16 protein-coding genes are annotated in these 16,289 nt (G+C 38.0%); 2 read left to right on the top strand and 14 right to left on the bottom strand.

From position 1 onward, the window contains the following. Nucleotides 1–258 precede the first annotated feature (258 nt). The 13 genes from GQO80_RS13375 to GQO80_RS13315 all read right to left on the bottom strand — a co-directional run bounded on the left by GQO80_RS13375 (nt 259) and on the right by GQO80_RS13315 (nt 12,152). On the bottom strand, nt 259–822 hold the full coding sequence (locus tag GQO80_RS13375) for a PIN domain-containing protein (RefSeq protein WP_157208871.1): 564 nt from the start codon (nt 820–822) through the stop codon (nt 259–261). After that, on the bottom strand, nt 812–1,267 hold the full coding sequence (locus tag GQO80_RS13370) for a helix-turn-helix domain-containing protein (RefSeq protein ID WP_157208870.1): 456 nt from the start codon (nt 1,265–1,267) through the stop codon (nt 812–814). The genes GQO80_RS13375 and GQO80_RS13370 overlap by 11 nt, the downstream gene beginning before the upstream one ends. Before the next feature lie 290 nt (nt 1,268–1,557). Next, entirely contained in the window at nt 1,558–3,558 is a 2,001-nt protein-coding gene (locus GQO80_RS13365; RefSeq protein ID WP_157208869.1) for a TonB-dependent receptor plug domain-containing protein, read from the bottom strand. A 73-nt stretch (nt 3,559–3,631) separates the two neighbouring features. Continuing rightward, nucleotides 3,632–4,471 carry a hypothetical protein gene (locus GQO80_RS13360; protein WP_157208868.1) on the bottom strand — a complete coding sequence of 280 codons (840 nt, stop codon included), beginning with the start codon at nt 4,469–4,471 and terminating at the stop codon, nt 3,632–3,634. Nucleotides 4,472–4,648: 177 nt separating this feature from the next. Further along, complete coding sequence (locus GQO80_RS13355; protein WP_157208867.1) at nt 4,649–5,044, bottom strand: hypothetical protein; 396 nt, start codon at nt 5,042–5,044, stop codon at nt 4,649–4,651. Between the two features lie 59 nt (nt 5,045–5,103). Next, nucleotides 5,104–5,886: an ABC transporter permease gene (locus GQO80_RS13350; protein WP_157208866.1), complete on the bottom strand. Its 783-nt coding sequence runs from the start codon at nt 5,884–5,886 to the stop codon at nt 5,104–5,106. Then, entirely contained in the window at nt 5,879–6,586 is a 708-nt protein-coding gene (locus GQO80_RS13345; protein WP_157208865.1) for an ABC transporter ATP-binding protein, read from the bottom strand. Before GQO80_RS13345 ends, GQO80_RS13350 begins: the two co-directional genes overlap by 8 nt. Beyond that, nucleotides 6,580–7,815, bottom strand: coding sequence for a nitrous oxide reductase family maturation protein NosD (locus tag GQO80_RS13340; RefSeq protein WP_232333187.1), 1,236 nt, complete (start codon nt 7,813–7,815; stop codon nt 6,580–6,582). The genes GQO80_RS13345 and GQO80_RS13340 overlap by 7 nt, the downstream gene beginning before the upstream one ends. A gap of 2 nt (nt 7,816–7,817) precedes the next feature. After that, the gene (locus GQO80_RS13335; RefSeq protein WP_157208864.1) at nt 7,818–8,291 is read right to left on the bottom strand and encodes a nitrous oxide reductase accessory protein NosL; all 474 of its coding nucleotides are present in this window, start codon (nt 8,289–8,291) and stop codon (nt 7,818–7,820) included. Nucleotides 8,292–8,302: 11 nt separating this feature from the next. Beyond that, nucleotides 8,303–8,923: a hypothetical protein gene (locus tag GQO80_RS13330; RefSeq protein WP_157208863.1), complete on the bottom strand. Its 621-nt coding sequence runs from the start codon at nt 8,921–8,923 to the stop codon at nt 8,303–8,305. 120 nt (nt 8,924–9,043) lie between these two features. Beyond that, complete coding sequence (nosZ, locus tag GQO80_RS13325) at nt 9,044–11,005, bottom strand: Sec-dependent nitrous-oxide reductase (protein WP_157208862.1); 1,962 nt, start codon at nt 11,003–11,005, stop codon at nt 9,044–9,046. A gap of 20 nt (nt 11,006–11,025) precedes the next feature. Next, the gene (locus GQO80_RS13320; RefSeq protein WP_157208861.1) at nt 11,026–11,598 is read right to left on the bottom strand and encodes a fasciclin domain-containing protein; all 573 of its coding nucleotides are present in this window, start codon (nt 11,596–11,598) and stop codon (nt 11,026–11,028) included. Nucleotides 11,599–11,651: 53 nt separating this feature from the next. Continuing rightward, a complete protein-coding gene (locus tag GQO80_RS13315; protein ID WP_157208860.1) occupies nt 11,652–12,152 on the bottom strand; it encodes a c-type cytochrome in 501 nt (166 codons plus the stop codon). Between the two features lie 121 nt (nt 12,153–12,273). Here GQO80_RS13315 and GQO80_RS13310 point away from each other — a divergent pair, with 121 nt between their 5' ends. Then, entirely contained in the window at nt 12,274–12,705 is a 432-nt protein-coding gene (locus GQO80_RS13310) for an RrF2 family transcriptional regulator (protein WP_157208859.1), read from the top strand. Nucleotides 12,706–12,707: 2 nt separating this feature from the next. Here the strand turns inward: GQO80_RS13310 and GQO80_RS13305 are convergent, their stop codons facing one another. Continuing rightward, nucleotides 12,708–13,238, bottom strand: coding sequence for an alpha-ketoglutarate decarboxylase (locus tag GQO80_RS13305; protein WP_157208858.1), 531 nt, complete (start codon nt 13,236–13,238; stop codon nt 12,708–12,710). Between the two features lie 171 nt (nt 13,239–13,409). On the opposite strand from GQO80_RS13305, the gene GQO80_RS13300 reads away from it, so the two are divergent. Continuing rightward, nucleotides 13,410–16,157, top strand: coding sequence for a 2-oxoglutarate dehydrogenase E1 component (locus GQO80_RS13300; protein ID WP_157208857.1), 2,748 nt, complete (start codon nt 13,410–13,412; stop codon nt 16,155–16,157). Nucleotides 16,158–16,289 lie beyond the last annotated feature (132 nt).

Genomic DNA, 16,289 nt, shown 5'->3' with positions numbered 1-16,289 from the left:
TAATTTTTTGTTTTAGTGTTATTAATTGGTGCATTGGTTTTTAAATAAGACAAAAATATCTTTTTTACAGGTCAAAAATATATGTTGCGCCAGTTTAAGAATATGATATTTGTCATATAAATTGAAATATCAATAAAATTAAAACTTTTGAATTAGAAATCCCAGAAATGTGGGTAGTTTAAAGTTTCTTTAAGATTTTAAAACCGATAAAAACAGGTGGTTTTATGCTTGTTAGTGCTTACTATGGCAATAATTTCACTACAATTGAGAATGTAGAAAATCGGCAGTATCTTTCAACCCCCTATTTCTTAAAATATCCAAAACTTGAAATTCATCCAAATCTGGATTTCTTCTATTTAGTACCAATTGCTTAAAAGCTTTGACTGCTTGCTCTGGATTTAAATCAATTATGTCTGTTAAAAAATCATCAGCCGTTTTCACTGTTAATCCAAAAGAAGCTAAATAATTTTTTGGAAAATCTTTAATATTATTAGTAACAATGACATTTGCGTTTGTCTTAATTGCTGCTGCAAGAACGTGTCTATCTTTAGGGTCAGGTAATTCCAAACTATTAATCAAGCCAGAATAATTGCTAACTAGAGCATCTGGAAAAGCTATATTTGCTTTTTCAACTCTTTTATTAGCTTCATCTTCGCTTATACCCTTTCTTATCATTACATCTCTCCACTCATCAAAAATATGTTCACTCCATTTTGGAGTGAACAATTCATAATAAGCAAACCAAAATAATAAATCCCTAATTTCGATTGGATAAATTACATTAGTATCTAAAACACATTTAAATCTTACACTATGAATCATAAATTCCTAATTCTTCGTCCGACTTCATTATATCAATAATATTTTGTTTCTGAATTTTCTTCATTCTCCTTTTATATCTCATAACATCTTCAAACTTAACCCTTCTATGTTTTCCAACTTTAGTATATTCTATTTCACCTTCTTCAAGTAACTTAACTAAATGAGGTCTTGAACAACCAATTATTTCTGCGGCTTTTTGAGTTGTAACTTCAGTAGCTACAGGAACTAAAGAAAATGGTTTTCCTTGGCTCATTGTCTTTAATATATCACCCAAAAATTTTAAAGCACTTAAAGGGATTTTAATCCTCTCCTCTGTCTCTTCGATTTCAATCTCTGGGTTTTCTGACTTCAACTGTTCAATTACAGAAGCTAAGGTATCATAGGATTCTAGAGCTAGTTTTTGCTCATCTTTTGATGGTTTATTAATATTATTATAAGTTTCCATTGTCGCTGTTTTTAGTTAACTCTATACAATATTAAACGAAATAAACGAAACGACCTTACAATTTGATGTTAAATTTTAAAAACTATTGCCGTATATAATTTATTGCTTGGTTCTAGCCTAATTACGAGAATCCTCGTGGATTTTCTAATCGGTTTTTATTTGCTACATTAGGTTCTTAATCTATGCAAAAAACCGTATACAAACACGTTATGGCAGCAAAAAAGCCCAACAACAATGGCACGAAAAGCATTTGGTGTTGGGCGTTAAATTTTTAGTTGCAAAGCGTGATGCTATGGCAAAATATACGATAGGTTTATATAAAAATTGCGTCCTTGTCGCGGAATATTGTTCCAATCGGCATAACTGGAATAGTTGGTGTCCAAGAGGTTCTCTACCCCATATTTTAGCACTATTTTATTTGTATGATTATAAAATACGTTGCCAAAATTTGCATTGATTACGGCGTATCCGGGTGTTTCATCTTCACCATAAAAACTGCTATATTGGCTTTGGTTTCCGTTGCCTTCCAGTTGTAAAGCCGCATTAAAACGGATTGTAGCATAGTTTATTTCGGTTAGATACGAAAACGGTTTAATAAAGGGCAGCGGTTTATTATTACTTCCTGTTCCATAATTGTAACCCAAGCTACCATTAATTGAAAATGGTTTTGATAGTTGGTAGGAAGCATTGAGATACACATCGAAAATAGAGGCGTGTGCCAGTGCGCCATACATTTTTACGCCATTGGCACCAATTGTCATGGTACTTAATGCGGGGTTAATAGTGCCAATTATATAATTCATGATATGAAAATAGGACGTTTCAACCCCTAAATGAAGGTTGTTTTTATGAAAGTTGGCGTTGAAATTAGCTTCCAAGGCTTTTTCGTTTTTTAAGTTAGGGTTGCCTATATAGTCGAAATTTTCAAAACTATTGAAAAGATAGAAGCCATAACCTTCGCTTACGGTGGGTGCTCTTTCGCCGTAACCTACACCCAACGCCACATCGAATAGTTCTTTTTTAAGTTGGTAATTACCTGAAAAACTGGTAAGTAATCGGTTTTTGGAATCGGTGATATTTGGATAGAAAATTTGCAGACTTTCCACACCTGCCGCTTTGGCAATTTTGTTTTGATGGAATCCCATACGAATGGATGCCGACAGGGTTTCAAGGGCATTTATTGCTATGGCATCCTTCACATAGAGACCAGTGTAAAGTGTACGGATATCTGGCCATGTGTACATAAACATTGGGGATTCGTTGGGATTGTTGGGGTACATGGTCATTTCTGCCAGCGATTTGTTGTAAAACCCGTTAAGGTTTACCAACATGTTATGGTTATTCTTTTTTATGGTCGCTTTGCTATAAAAACCGTAAGTATCGCTCCACCCCGGCATATCCATGCGAATGGGCACTATGGGGCGCTTTGAATCGTCCATGATGTGGGTGATGGTATTAAAGTACAATTTGGTTTCCAACGATTTTATAAAGGTAGAATCGTTTTGGTAATTATGGGAAACCGAGGCAATCAACGCTTCCGCCAGCGAAACGTCCATGGGCAAAGCGGGGTAACCTACATCGGTAGCTCTATCATATATAACGTTGGCGTCCAACGATTCATTTTCGTTCAGTTTATAACCGCTTTGTAAAGAGATGTTATACTTTTCAAATTGCGAGTACAAGACTTCCTTGTTGCCGCCAGCATCGTAATTATCCGATTTTCTGTAAATACCATCGGCATTGATGTAAAATGTGTTGCCACTGTATGCCATATCCATACCTGCAGTTTTATAGTTGCCGTTGGTTTCGTAACCCAAATCGGCGGTGGTTTTTAAACCACTTCCATTAAAGGACGGGGTTGGCAATTGCAAATCAATACCGCCGCCTAGGCAATGCCCGTTTTCAGTACCTTCTTGCCCCGATTGAACAGTGACTTTTTCCAAATTTGACACATCTACATACGAGGTAATGGGGTCCATTTTGTCGGTACAGGCTCCAAAGATTTGCATCCCATCAATGGTTACAGATAATTGGTTGCTGTTCATATTGTTCATAGAAGCTTCCCAAGCATAGCCACCACGTTTTATCATGGTTATTTTATTCGATTTTTCTAAATAATCATCAATGCTCGACAGGGTTTTTTCTTGCCTGTAATTGCTTAATGTGTGCCTGCCCAAAACAGTAATTTCACTAAGTTTTGTGGTGTCTTTTTTAGTAGTATATTCTGGTTCTTGGGCATTTAGTAAGATACTCGATAAAACACAAACCCCAAAAATGATAAACTTTTTCATTGCTATGATTTTTTAAACAGATACGTTGAAAATTGCCAATCAACGTACCTGTTGTGATAATGAAAAAAAGGCTTTAAAACTCCAATTCTAAATACAGCGAGCTTTTAACGGTTTCCAGGGTTATATTCTCGCCTTTTAACACCTCGTTTTGGGCATTTAGAAGTTTTAAATTTAGTACCCAATAGCCCGTCATGGTAAGCGATAGGTTGCCATGGTACATGGTATCATCAGCCTTATAAGTTAAATCGGTGTTATTTGGCGAGCTGTGGTTTTCCATACTTGGCATTCGTGGGTCTAGGGTAATGGTATAGTTTTCAACCACGGGGAACGACATCATGTTTTCCATTTTGTACAAACCAACAACCATTTTATTGTTGCCTATTTTGGGCATTTTTGGCTCTAATAAGGCTATAATATAGCGTTTGTTATCGCTACCCATAAAGCTGGTTACGTTTTGTTTGGCCGCCTGTTTAACTACAATGGTACCGGTAGCATCATAACTTACGCCATTTACGGTATAATTTACGGACAAGGACCAACCTGAACCATCTAAATTTGCCATTTGATAAATGATGTAGCCTTCATAAACCGTTGTTTTCCCTGAAACTTTTGCAACGGTTGATTTTGGGCAGGAATGTTGCATAGTGGGCATTTGCATCACCGGGTTCCAAGTAAGCGATGCATTTTCGATGTACGTGTTTGAAACGTTATCCTTAATACGGATGCTTATGGCATTATAGCCTGTTGAAAATTGTCCGTTTGCAGTATATAGTTCAATAGAATGTGTATTGTTTGATAGTTCCTGCACTTTTGTAAGTCCTTCCAGTTCGTTTACATCAGTATCATCGTCGGTTGAGCACGCTACTGAAAATAGTGAGATGATTAAAATGGGAATGATATATTTAATTTTCATGGTAATTATTTATTGATTTTATAAAATGATTTGCAATGGCACACCATCCATCCATCGGCCTACTGCGAAAAATTAATGGTGCCCCTTGGTTTATAGAATGGGTGTAGCTTTTCTGTTCCGATTGTAACTTCAGAAAAAAAATGGATAGTGCTAAACGACCATCAAAAAGCTAAAAAATCAAGAAATAATAGGGGGTGGCGTATCTATATCAAAATAGGTTACGATAAGATTTGCCGAATTTTTGGTTAAGCCGAAACGCAAATCTTTATAAATAGAATGGTTGCTTTCCATACTTTTAATATCGAACAGGCAGAACGCATCCAATGAAAAACGGCGGGTTTCCTTAACGGGAATGGTGGTTTTGGAATCGGTATCGCTGTCCTTTAATTCTTTCATTAAATGACATTTGCCATTACAACCCTGCTGATTTTCTTTTTGTACGCACAAGTTTTTTGCAATAAAATCTTGATTTACAACAAATTCACCAATAATAACGAGCGTGCTTATATTTTGTGCAAATAATATAAACACAAAAACAAGTGCAGTTATTTTATGGGCTAATGCTGAAATCATGCCTCAAAATTAGAGTTTTTTTATTTATGAAATATGACCAAAATCAAATATTGTTTCTATTAGAAATCTTTTCGTTTCGACTTAAATATGATTCTCATTAAAGGGGAAACAACCCATAATACCAACATGCCGAACGAAATAACGAGCCCAAAATTGGTGCCAAAAAACTGTTTAAATACAGCGCCTGTATAGCCTAACAGTGCTGAAATATCCAGTTTTAAAAGAATGAGCGTGCGCGATAAATCGATGGGATTGAGCATGGTGCCTATGAGCGAAATTTTATCTAACGGATAATCTTCAAATAAAACGAGCGACATTAAAAACAAACCATCGTAAATAATCCCTAAAAACAGCCACATTAAAATGGCATAACCAAACCCTTTAATCTTATTTTCGTTTGAAAGGGCAATATTAAAGGCCAATGCCGTAAATATAAAAGTTAAAAAAGTACCGGTAACGAGCAATAATGAAAAGTCCCAAATGGCCGTACTTTTAAACAACCCATAAAATATAAACGGAAGCCCCAAACCTAAAATCAAGCTCATGGAAAGCGATAAGGCCACACCCAAGTACTGACCCAAGAATATGGACGATCGTTTTAATGGCTGTGCGAGCAAAAGTTCGGTAAATTCCTTGGAATTATAATAGTACATCACGCCAAAAATAGTGCCTATAAGCGGTACTAAAACGATAATAACGTTCATTAAAGTAATGACCGCCTTTGATAAATCGTTGTTTAAAAACAAAAGTACAACGCCCAATAATAAATAAAAGGCAAAATACACGTAGCTCCAACGGCTACGCATTAAATCGTAAAAACTGTATTTTAGTATTTTAAGCATGGTTTTCGGTTAAAATGGATGCAATGGCGTGTTCAAAATCGGGTTGGCTGGTTTTGGTTTTCAATTCGGAAACGGTGCCTTTAAAATAAATTTTACCTTCTAAAATGAACACGATTTCATCGGAAATCTCTTCAACAAAACTCATAATGTGCGAGGTTATCAAAATGGTTTTTCCCTTGGCTTTTTCGGCCTGTATCAAATCTTTCAAACGAAGGAGCGAAATAGGGTCGAGCCCCGAGGTGGGTTCATCTAAAATTATAAGCGGACTGTTAAACATAAACGTTAGCACCAAATTTACTTTTTGTTTGGTGCCGCCAGAAAGCGTGCCCAGTTTTTTGTCCAAAAAAGGCTCTAGCTTGAATAATTGTATCAACCGTTCGTCCTCGGTTGTTTTTCCACGCAAATCCTTGATCATCTTTATCAATTCCTTCACTTTTAAATTGCTTGGGAAGTTGGCAATTTGTGGTAAATAATCAATGTGTTGCCTATAGCTTGAATTGTTTTTTATGTGCTTTCCTTGAATGGAAATGCTGCCTTTGTTAGGGATAACCATTCCTAAAATAGATTTTATTAAAGTGGTTTTTCCCGAGCCGTTTGGCCCTAGAACCGCAAAAATCCCTCCTTCCTTAATGGATAGGTTAACGCCGCTCAACACCTGGTTTTTGCCAAATGCTTTATGTAGATCTTGAATGTTTACCATAGGTTTTTTTTCATTAAAGGGTTGTTGTCCATTAAATTATCGGGTGTGAAAACGGGCGATACTTTTTCGGAAAAATCAATAATATCTATAAACAAACTGCGCAATAGAATGATGGTTTCGGGCGTTCGGTTTACGATGTACGAAAACAATTTAACTGGGCGGTACGGCACATCGCCAATGCCATCCTTATTCAAATCATAACCCGTATAGTTGCTCCAATAATTGCGGTCGAACACATTATCGTTCACCTTGCTGTTATATGAAATATCAAAGGAATTGTAAAGGAAATTGTTCGCCAAAAAACGGTTGGTATAGCAGGCGCCACGTACCTTGATGGCCCAACCATTATTGGTAAAATTATTGTTTTTGTATAAAATGCGGTTTGAACCTTCTATATTGATTCCGATGGTGTTTTCCTCAAAGGTGTTGCCCCTAATTTCGGCATCGTTTATTTCCTTTAGCAACAGGCCGTATGATGCCGTTCCCCAGTTTTCGCGAAACACATTATTAAGCATTTTTATTTTTTTTGAAAACATGACCGCAACCCCGGCACCGTTGTTTTCAAAGGTGTTGTCGCTATATTCATCGTTGTTTGAAAACATAAAATGAAGGCCATAGCGTATGTTTAATGCGCTTACATTATTTTTAATCAGGCAGTTATCCGAAAATTCCAAATAAATACCATCGCGCACATGTTGCACATAATTATGTTCAATAACAATGTGGTTACTGTACCATAATTGAATGCCGTTTCCAGAGTTGTATTCTTCAACCGCATCGCCTACTATTTTGTTGTGATACACCTTTCCGTAGCTTGATTTTTCCAAATAAATGCCAAAGAACAACTTTTCCAGAACCAGATTTTTTATGGTAAAATGTTTACTCCGCTTGATGCGGATGGCAGCATAATCTTCCGTATAACTGGTGCCTACATTGATGATGAACAAACCGTCAACCGTTACATTATCGGAAATAACGGTAATAATCTCGCCCTTTCTTTCCCCATCAATAATTGGGTAATTTTCCCCAATGATGGTCAAGGGTTTGTCAACAATAATGCCATGTTCTTTATAAGTGCCTTTTTTAACAATAATGGTATCGTACGCCTTTGCCGCAGCGATGCCTTTTTTTAATGAGGGTATAGCGCAAGTACCGCATACCTCAATTTTTTGGGCATAGCTTGGATAAGCCATTAAAATGACTGCTAAAAAAAGCACTATTTTGTTCATGTTTATTGTTTTAAATGCGCCAGTAGCTCTTCCCAGTTATAAAGTGTTCCTTCTTTTTCTGCTTGCACCTTTTTAGCCTCAGCTTCTGTTTTAAATGCCGTTAGGAAAGCGCCCATGGGGCTTGGTACATTTTTGCTTATTAAAAAAGTAGCTTTGGTGGCATCGATTAAGGCTTCGGGCTCATTGTAGTCGTTAGATAGGTAAAGTTGTACTTCGTTTGCGTCGAATTCATTCATAAAATGTACCATACATTCCGATGAATCGAACATATATACTTTGCCCTTTTTGGTTACAATTTCTGCGGCATGCACTTTATCAACAATAGTCATTTTACAAAAATGGCAACCATCGCTACCATAGTTTATGGCCTTGGGGCCAACGTTGCAACTGGAAAGGAAAAATAAAAATCCTATTGCCAAACTTTTCCAAAGGAAAGAGTGCTTAAATGCTTTAAAATGATTATTTGGTGTTTGCATGATTTTAGTGTTTAGGGTGTTAATTTCTTCAAACTTGCCTTTTTGCCCAACCAAAATGCCACGAGTGTTAACGACATCCCTACAAACATAAGGTATCCGCCAATATGCGGCAAGGAAGTAACATCAAAGTTAAGTAATTTTTGGTGACCAAATAATGGTGGTTTGTAGGTCATGGGTGAACCATCGGGATTAGATATTTTTAAAATGGCATGAGGGTCGAGGTCGCTGCCATATTCCGTTAGCCAATTATTAAAGTCGTACATGCCCAAGACGCCCAACACCGACATGAGCAAAAACCAGCCTAAAAAGAATTTATAGCTTATTTTGCCAGCAAAAGCCAGTATGCCAATAAGAACACCCAGTAGGATCATTCCCAGTACTACTTTTGGGAATATGGCAAATTCCCACATTTCTTCTGCCTTTGGAATGGTTTTCATCCCAATATAGTGGTTCAATCCATCAATATTTTGAAGATCAAATTCTTTCACGCCTTCAATGCCATTAAGGTGTATGTTCATTCCCAATGGTTCAGGATATTGTGGTGCCCCTAACATGATGTTCCATAAAGGGAATTTAAAAAGGCCTAACAACAAAAGCGATCCTATTATCATTATAATACCAGCTTTCTTCATTTTAATTTTATTTTGAATTAACCATTTAGTTAATAGCGTTTTTAACAAAAGGCGAGAGCGATACTTCAACTCTCGCCTTCACAGGGAAATAAACACTAAATAAAACCTCCCTGTTTTACTTTAAAAATCTTCGCCCAAGGTCCAGGATAATGGAATGGTTGATGATGCAGGCGATACGCGTACATAACCTTGCATTTCTTGGTGCAATGCTGAACAGAAATCTGTACAGTAAAATGGCCATACACCTACTTCTTTAGGTTCCCAAACAAAGGTTTCGGTTTGTCCTGGCATAATAAGCAGCTCCGATGTATTGGCACCTAACATGGCAATGCCGTGTGGCACATCATAATCTTGCTCTAAATTGGTAACATGGAAAAACACTTTATCGCCCACTTTAACGCCCTCAATATTGTCGGGGGTAAAATGGCTTCGTATCATGGCCATTTGTATGTGCACTTCGTTACCATTTCTGGTTACTTTGGTAGCAGCGTCACTTGTAGCGGCGTAAGGGTGTTTGTTGTCTTCTAGTTTATAAAGTTTTTTAGAATTTCCTTCAATTAATGAGGCAGGACAGCCCGCAGCGTAATGAGGTTCGCCAATGGTTGGAAAATCCAACAACAGTTCCATTTTATCGCCGGTTATGTCGTATAATTGAGCCGATTGTGTTACCTCAGGGCCTGTTGGTAAATAACGGTCTTTGGTAATTTTGTTCATGGCAAGTACATATTTGCCAAATGGTTTTCTGGAATTTCCACCGGGAATCATCAAGTGGCCAACAGAGTAATAGGTTGGTTTTCTGTCTATAACTTCCCAAGTGCCTAATTTCCATTTTACAACTTCCGAGGAAATGAAGAAGGTGGTATAAGCGTTGCCTTTGCCATCAAACTCTGTATGTAAGGGGCCTAAACCTGGTTGAACCACAGAACCTGCCAAAACATCTTCAAATTTTAAAATTGGAATGCCATACGCTTCACCATCAAATTTTTTGTTCTTGATGGCTTCTTCCATTTTGGTGAAGGAATGTACGGTAAGGTTTGCTGAAAGTTTTCCGTTACCAACAATGTATTCGCCTGTTGGGTCAACATCACAGCCATGAGGCGATTTTGGTGTTGGCAAGAAATAAACAGCACCCGGAACATCCAGTGGGTTAACCGTAAGCACTTCTTTTATCATGGTTGAGGTAGCCGTGTGGGTTTCATCGCTATACACGTTATGGGCATAGTTTGTTGGCATTTTGGTGCCACCACCGTTGTTCACGTATTCCTCAATTTTTTTCCAGTTAATGGCCGCAATAAAATCTTTATCGTTTTGCGATGCGTTAACCTCTAAAAGCGAATTGGCCTCTTCGGTGTTATAAGTGGTAAAGAAGAACCAACCATGCGATTTTCCTCGTCCGGGATGGGATAGGTCATAATTAAAACCAGGCATCATGAGTTGGAATTTAATGGACATGCCCCCATCTTTTGGATCTACTGAAATAAAAGACAGCGCGCCTTTAAAGTTACCTTTGTATTCTTTAATAGGCATATCTTTTTGAGGAACGGGTACAGAAAAACGGGTTCCTGCAACAACATATTCGGTATTTTCGGTTACAAACGATGAACTATGGTTTCCGGCACTATTGGGTATTTCAATAATTTCGGTAGTTTCAAAAGTTGTTAAATCTATTTTTGCGATACGAGGGGTGTTATTTCCGTTAATGAATACCCAGCGTCCATCCAATTCGCCAGCGGTTTGCGAGATGTCTGGATGATGCGAATCGTCCCAAGGAATAAAACCGTGGGATGTATTTAACATGGGTTTGGTTTCTTCGTTATAGCCATAGGCTTTTTCAGGATCTTGTGAAAATACTGGGATTACTTTAAACAAACGTCCAGATGGTAAGCCATAAACAGCCAATTGGCCACTGAATCCGCCAGAAACGAAGGCATAAAACTCATCATGTTCGCCAGGAGCCACATACACTTTTTCGGCAGCGTTTGAACTTAGCGCGCTTTTCGATTTTGATTCGCCGTTATTGCAACTTGTAAACACCAGTGCAATAGCTAAAAATCCGGTAACGGTTTTAAATATTTTTTTCATAATTTAACATATTAAAATAATTAGTTTTCGGGTAATATAACTTTGTCAACCACATGCACAATGCCATTGCCTGCTGGAACGCTTGCAATAATTTTTGCGCCACCAACAAACACATCATCGCCTTTTACTTCAATGTTTACATTTTTGCCGTTGGCTTGACCTAGTTTTTTGAATTTTTTCAAGAAATCCTTCGAGTAGTTGCCCGGAGTTACATGGTACAACAAAATGTTTGCTAGGGCATCTTTGCTTTCTGGTTTCAATAAATTTTCAACCGTTCCTGCGGGTAAAGCTGCAAAAGCGTCGTTTGTGGGCGCAAAAACCATTAAAGGACCAGCATTTACCAACGCATTTTCTAAGTTGGCCGCTTGTACTGCCGTTACAAGGGTTGTGTGATCTTTGGAGCCTATGGCTATTTGAAGCACGTTTGGAGCAGAAGCATCATCTTTAATAAATGCTTGTCCTTCTTTTTTCTCAGTTGCAGTTTCAACTGTACCGTTCGTTGGTCCTACTTGGTCTTGTTCTTTATTGTTTTTACAATTAAAGAACAAGACAACAAGTAAAACAGAAAGTAAATAGTTAAAGTTGGTTTTCATCTGTTTATAATTGTTTTGATTGTTTTCTGTACAAATAGAAGTTGGTTAAGCTGCTATTTTAAGGTTCTAAAGTATTCTAAAACCGCTCTGGCCTCAGCTTCAGTAAGGTTTTGGTTTGCCATAGGCGCGCCATTGAATTCCTTTAATAAATCCATGGCTAAAGGATCTTTTTGGATCATGTCCTCAGGGTCTAAAATCATGTTCATTATCCATTCAGGTGTTCTGCGTTCTAGGATGCCTTTTGGGGCTGGACCAATAAATTTTTTGTCTGGTCTGTGGCAGGCAGTACACATTTTTTTATAAATTTCCTCGCCTTGTGTTGCCATAGCTTGATCAATATCGGCAGGAAGCACCAATTCCTTTATAGGGCCAACGCCCTTGTTTGTTAGGTCAACCCGTTGTGAAGGTGGAGCGGCTTCTGCTGTGGGTGCAGCTTGTTCAGTAGTTGATGGTTTTTCATACGAAAAATTCTCTTTTTTCTTTTCTTCTTTACCGCCACAGCTTATTAGAAGCGATACAGATAATACCATTAAATAATTTAGTGCTTTTTTCATGAGTGTTAATTAATAAATTTGCACAAAAGTATAATGTTTGGGTCGAAATTAATATGACAAAAATCATATTTAAGACAAAAATATCTTTTTTAATTGCATCCATAAAAATTTATAATGAGCTATGCTTTCCAATTCAGCAAAATATGCCATTAAGGCCGTATTGTTTTTAGCGATTCATTCCAATAAGGAACATAAGGTTATGGCAAAGGATATTGCCGAACCCATAAACGTGCCGCAGGCCTATATTGCTAAATTATTACAAATCTTGGTTAGGAAAAATTTGGTGTCGTCCAACAAGGGGCCTAAGGGCGGGTTTTATCTTGAAGAAGAAAATTATAATACGTCCATAATGCGTATTATTAACACTATTGATGGTGAAGACTCCTTAAACGCTTGTATGTTAAGTCTTGAAAAATGTGATGCCGATAAACCCTGTCCATTGCATATAATCTTGAGTGCTTCAAGAAATCATATTGTGGATAACTTAAACCACAAAACCGTTAAGGATTTGGTTTTAAGCGTTGAGGCTGGTGAGACTTTTTTGCCGCTTTAGCGTTAAAAATAAAACCTTACAAATGGTGCCCAAGCATCGGCATAGATACTCTTGTTTTTATCGAACAGCAAGTCGTATCGAATGCCCAAGGTAACATTGCCACTTCTGTACCCTGCACCTACAAATAGTGCTGGCGACCAATAAGTGTCGTCCTTTAAATTCAAATAACTATCATAACGCCTGTTTACATGTAGTTCCTCAAATTCGGCAGAAAGTTGAATTTCATTTATAGGGTTGAACAAACCAATGAGGCTACCTCCTAAAATGGTCGATTTGTACAAGTCTTTTTGTGTGTTGTAGGTGCCGTTTAATCCAAGTCCAAGAGCTACTTGTGGGTTAAATTGGTAAATGGCACTAGGGGCTAAGGTACCGCTAAAAAAACCGTCGCCAAAACTTAGCCCTACACCACCGCCAAAACACACATGGCTCCAAAAATTGGTAGGGCTTTGTTGCGCGTTTAAGGGGGTTATAAAACTAAATGCCGTCATAAAAATAACACATGCCGTTTTAATGATTCGAGTAAATGTCTTCATATAATTGGAAATCTTTAAAAAATTAACATAAAAAATCAGCGTATTGTTGAAACAGCTTCAAATAATTTATAAATATAGTTAAAGAATCTTCTTATTTTACTAAAAGTTGTATTTTTGCTGCCCCGAATGTTACAGGTTTTTTTGATTAAACTTAAGTGATTAATAATAATAATGGATAAATTTTCCTTTTTAAACGCAGCGCACACATCGTATTTTGCCGATTTATACGATCAATATTTACAAAATCCAGATGCCGTAGAGCCAAGTTGGAGAGCCTTTTTTCAAGGGTTCGATTTTGGTAGCGAAAGTTATGGAACGCACGACGACATTGTGGAAAGAAATGTGCCTGCCCAGGAAGTGCCAGAATCGCTTAAAAAAGAATTTCAAGTTGTAAAGCTTATTGATGGTTACAGGATGCGCGGACATTTGTTTACAAAAACAAATCCGGTGCGCGAACGCAGAAAGTATGAGCCAACTTTAAACATCGAAAATTTCGGTCTTTCCGCAAACGATTTAGATACGGTTTTCAATGCCGGTGAGGTTATAGGTATTGGGGCACAAACACTGCGGGTAATCCTCGTTCATTTGGAAAAAATTTATTGTAGTTCCATAGGTGTAGAATACATGTATTTGCGCAACCCAGAGGTAATTAACTGGTGGCAAAGTCAATTGAACGTAAACGACAACCAGCCCAATTTTGATAAGGACACTAAAAAATACATTCTTTCCAAGCTCAACCAAGCCGTTACCTTCGAAAACTTTTTGCAAACAAAATATGTGGGCCAAAAACGCTTTTCTTTAGAAGGCGGCGAATCGCTCATACCCGCATTAAGTAACACCTTGTACATTTCCGTTGAAAAATATGGCGTTAAGGAATGTGTTTTGGGGATGGCACACCGCGGTCGTTTAAGTACGTTGGTAAATATTTTTAGAAAACCGGTTCATGAGCTTTTTAGCGAGTTTGATGGTAAAGATTTTGAAGAATTGGATTTTGATGGCGATGTAAAATACCACTTAGGCCTTACACTCGATAAAACTTTTCAAAACGGAAAAAACATCAAGATGAACTTGGTCCCAAATCCATCGCATTTGGAAACCGTAGCCTCGGTTGCCGAAGGTATTACAAGAGCTAAAATTGATACCGATTATCAGGGCGACGATTCAAAAATATTGCCCATTATCGTTCATGGTGATGCAGCTATTGCAGGTCAAGGCATTGTTTACGAGGTTGCCCAAATGAGCCAGCTTAATGGCTATAAAACAGGAGGCACCCTGCACATTGTTGTAAACAACCAAATTGGGTTTACTACCAACTATCTGGATGCGCGCTCAAGCACCTACTGTACCGATGTGGCCAAAGTAACCCTGTCGCCCGTACTTCATGTGAATGCTGATGATGCCGAAGCGGTCGTGCATGCCGTTGAATTGGCCCTAGCCTACCGAATGCGCTATAAAAAAGATGTTTATATCGATTTGTTGGGGTATAGAAAATATGGCCATAATGAAGGTGATGAACCCCGTTTTACACAACCAAAATTATATAAGGAAATTGCCAACCACGACAATCCGTTTAAAATATATTGCGATAAATTAATTGCTGAAAACACAATAAACCTAGCCTATTGCGATGGTATTGTTGATGAATTTAAAGGTGTTTTAGAAGCTGCCTATACAAAATCCAAAGAAGATAAGTCGTCTAAGGTTAGGGAATTTATGCAAGAACGTTGGGAAGGGTTTACCCGAAAAGGCGTTGAAGCCATGCTTGAAACCGAAAATACCACTTACCCCAAAGAAAACCTGGAAAGCATCGCTAAAGTGGTATCAACCGTCCCAAAGGGTGTTAAGTTTGTGCGTAAGGCCGAAAAAATATTGGAGGGTAGGGCAACCATGGTTTTTGAAACCGATACCCTAGATTGGGGTATGGCTGAAACCCTCGCTTACGGGTCGCTGCTTGAAGAAGGCTTCAATGTACGCATATCAGGGCAGGATGTTGAACGCGGCACTTTTAGCCACCGCCATGCCATTCTGCGTGATGAAATTTCGGAAGACCGTATTAATTTGCTTAATACCAACGCGCTGAACAAAGGGAAAATGGATATTTTTAATTCCTCTTTATCAGAATATGCGGTACTTGGTTTCGATTATGGTTATGCATTGGCAAACCCCAACACCTTAACCATTTGGGAAGCACAATTTGGCGACTTCAGTAATGGGGCACAAATTATTTTCGACCAATATTTATCGGCCGCTGAAGACAAATGGAAATCGCAAAACGGCATCGTAGTTCTTTTGCCACACGGGTATGAAGGCCAAGGTTCTGAACATTCATCGGCTAGAATGGAACGCTATTTACAATTGTGCTCTGAAGATAATATGATTGTTGCCGATTGTACCACGCCCGCCAACTTTTTCCACTTGTTGCGCCGTCAAATGAAACGCGATTTCAGAAAACCGTTAATCGTATTTACGCCCAAAAGCTTATTGCGCCATCCCAAAGCCGTTTCATCATTAAACGAATTGGCAACAGGTACTTTTCAAGAAGTCATTGACGATACTTTAGAACCTAAAAACATAAAAAAATTAGTATTTTGTACCGGTAAATTTTATTATGATTTGCTGGCTCAACGCGAAAAACTTAACAATACAACCGTGGCGCTTATAAGAATAGAACAACTTTTCCCGCTACACGAAGAAAAAATTAAGGAAATTATTGCGCGATACCCTCATGTAGAAAAGTATATTTGGGCACAAGAAGAACCCAAAAATATGGGAGCATGGAGCTACATGGTACAGCGTTTCGATTTTGTAAAGCTGGAAGGTATAACCCGCCCTTACAGTTCGGTGCCCGCACCTGGGTCAAGCACTCGCGACAAAAGAAGGCAGCAACGGGTAATTGACGACGTTTTTGATATGGCCTAATGACATGGATTTGGCATTCAAACTAAGGGCAGCTAGAATCAACAATTTAGAGATGTTTCAGAAGCTATAAATTTTTTGCTTCAAAAAGACAAAAAAAATAAAACAACCAGAACGCAAACCAATAGGTTATAA

Source organism: Mariniflexile maritimum, assembly GCF_009746565.1.
Classification (GTDB): domain Bacteria; phylum Bacteroidota; class Bacteroidia; order Flavobacteriales; family Flavobacteriaceae; genus Mariniflexile; species Mariniflexile maritimum.
This window is presented reverse-complemented; position numbering and strand designations above follow the sequence as displayed.

Coding starts and splice junctions, on each gene's coding strand:
- nosZ (WP_157208862.1), bottom strand. CDS start 11,005: ATGAAAAAAATATTTAAAACCGTTACCGGATTTTTAGCTATTGCACTG.
- GQO80_RS13305 (WP_157208858.1), bottom strand. CDS start 13,238: ATGAAGACATTTACTCGAATCATTAAAACGGCATGTGTTATTTTTATG.
- GQO80_RS13300 (WP_157208857.1), top strand. CDS start 13,410: ATGGATAAATTTTCCTTTTTAAACGCAGCGCACACATCGTATTTTGCC.
- GQO80_RS13370 (WP_157208870.1), bottom strand. CDS start 1,267: ATGGAAACTTATAATAATATTAATAAACCATCAAAAGATGAGCAAAAA.
- GQO80_RS13375 (WP_157208871.1), bottom strand. CDS start 822: ATGATTCATAGTGTAAGATTTAAATGTGTTTTAGATACTAATGTAATT.
- GQO80_RS13355 (WP_157208867.1), bottom strand. CDS start 5,044: ATGATTTCAGCATTAGCCCATAAAATAACTGCACTTGTTTTTGTGTTT.
- GQO80_RS13310 (WP_157208859.1), top strand. CDS start 12,274: ATGCTTTCCAATTCAGCAAAATATGCCATTAAGGCCGTATTGTTTTTA.
- GQO80_RS13345 (WP_157208865.1), bottom strand. CDS start 6,586: ATGGTAAACATTCAAGATCTACATAAAGCATTTGGCAAAAACCAGGTG.
- GQO80_RS13350 (WP_157208866.1), bottom strand. CDS start 5,886: ATGCTTAAAATACTAAAATACAGTTTTTACGATTTAATGCGTAGCCGT.
- GQO80_RS13335 (WP_157208864.1), bottom strand. CDS start 8,291: ATGCAAACACCAAATAATCATTTTAAAGCATTTAAGCACTCTTTCCTT.
- GQO80_RS13330 (WP_157208863.1), bottom strand. CDS start 8,923: ATGAAGAAAGCTGGTATTATAATGATAATAGGATCGCTTTTGTTGTTA.
- GQO80_RS13340 (WP_232333187.1), bottom strand. CDS start 7,815: ATGAACAAAATAGTGCTTTTTTTAGCAGTCATTTTAATGGCTTATCCA.
- GQO80_RS13320 (WP_157208861.1), bottom strand. CDS start 11,598: ATGAAAACCAACTTTAACTATTTACTTTCTGTTTTACTTGTTGTCTTG.
- GQO80_RS13315 (WP_157208860.1), bottom strand. CDS start 12,152: ATGAAAAAAGCACTAAATTATTTAATGGTATTATCTGTATCGCTTCTA.
- GQO80_RS13360 (WP_157208868.1), bottom strand. CDS start 4,471: ATGAAAATTAAATATATCATTCCCATTTTAATCATCTCACTATTTTCA.
- GQO80_RS13365 (WP_157208869.1), bottom strand. CDS start 3,558: ATGAAAAAGTTTATCATTTTTGGGGTTTGTGTTTTATCGAGTATCTTA.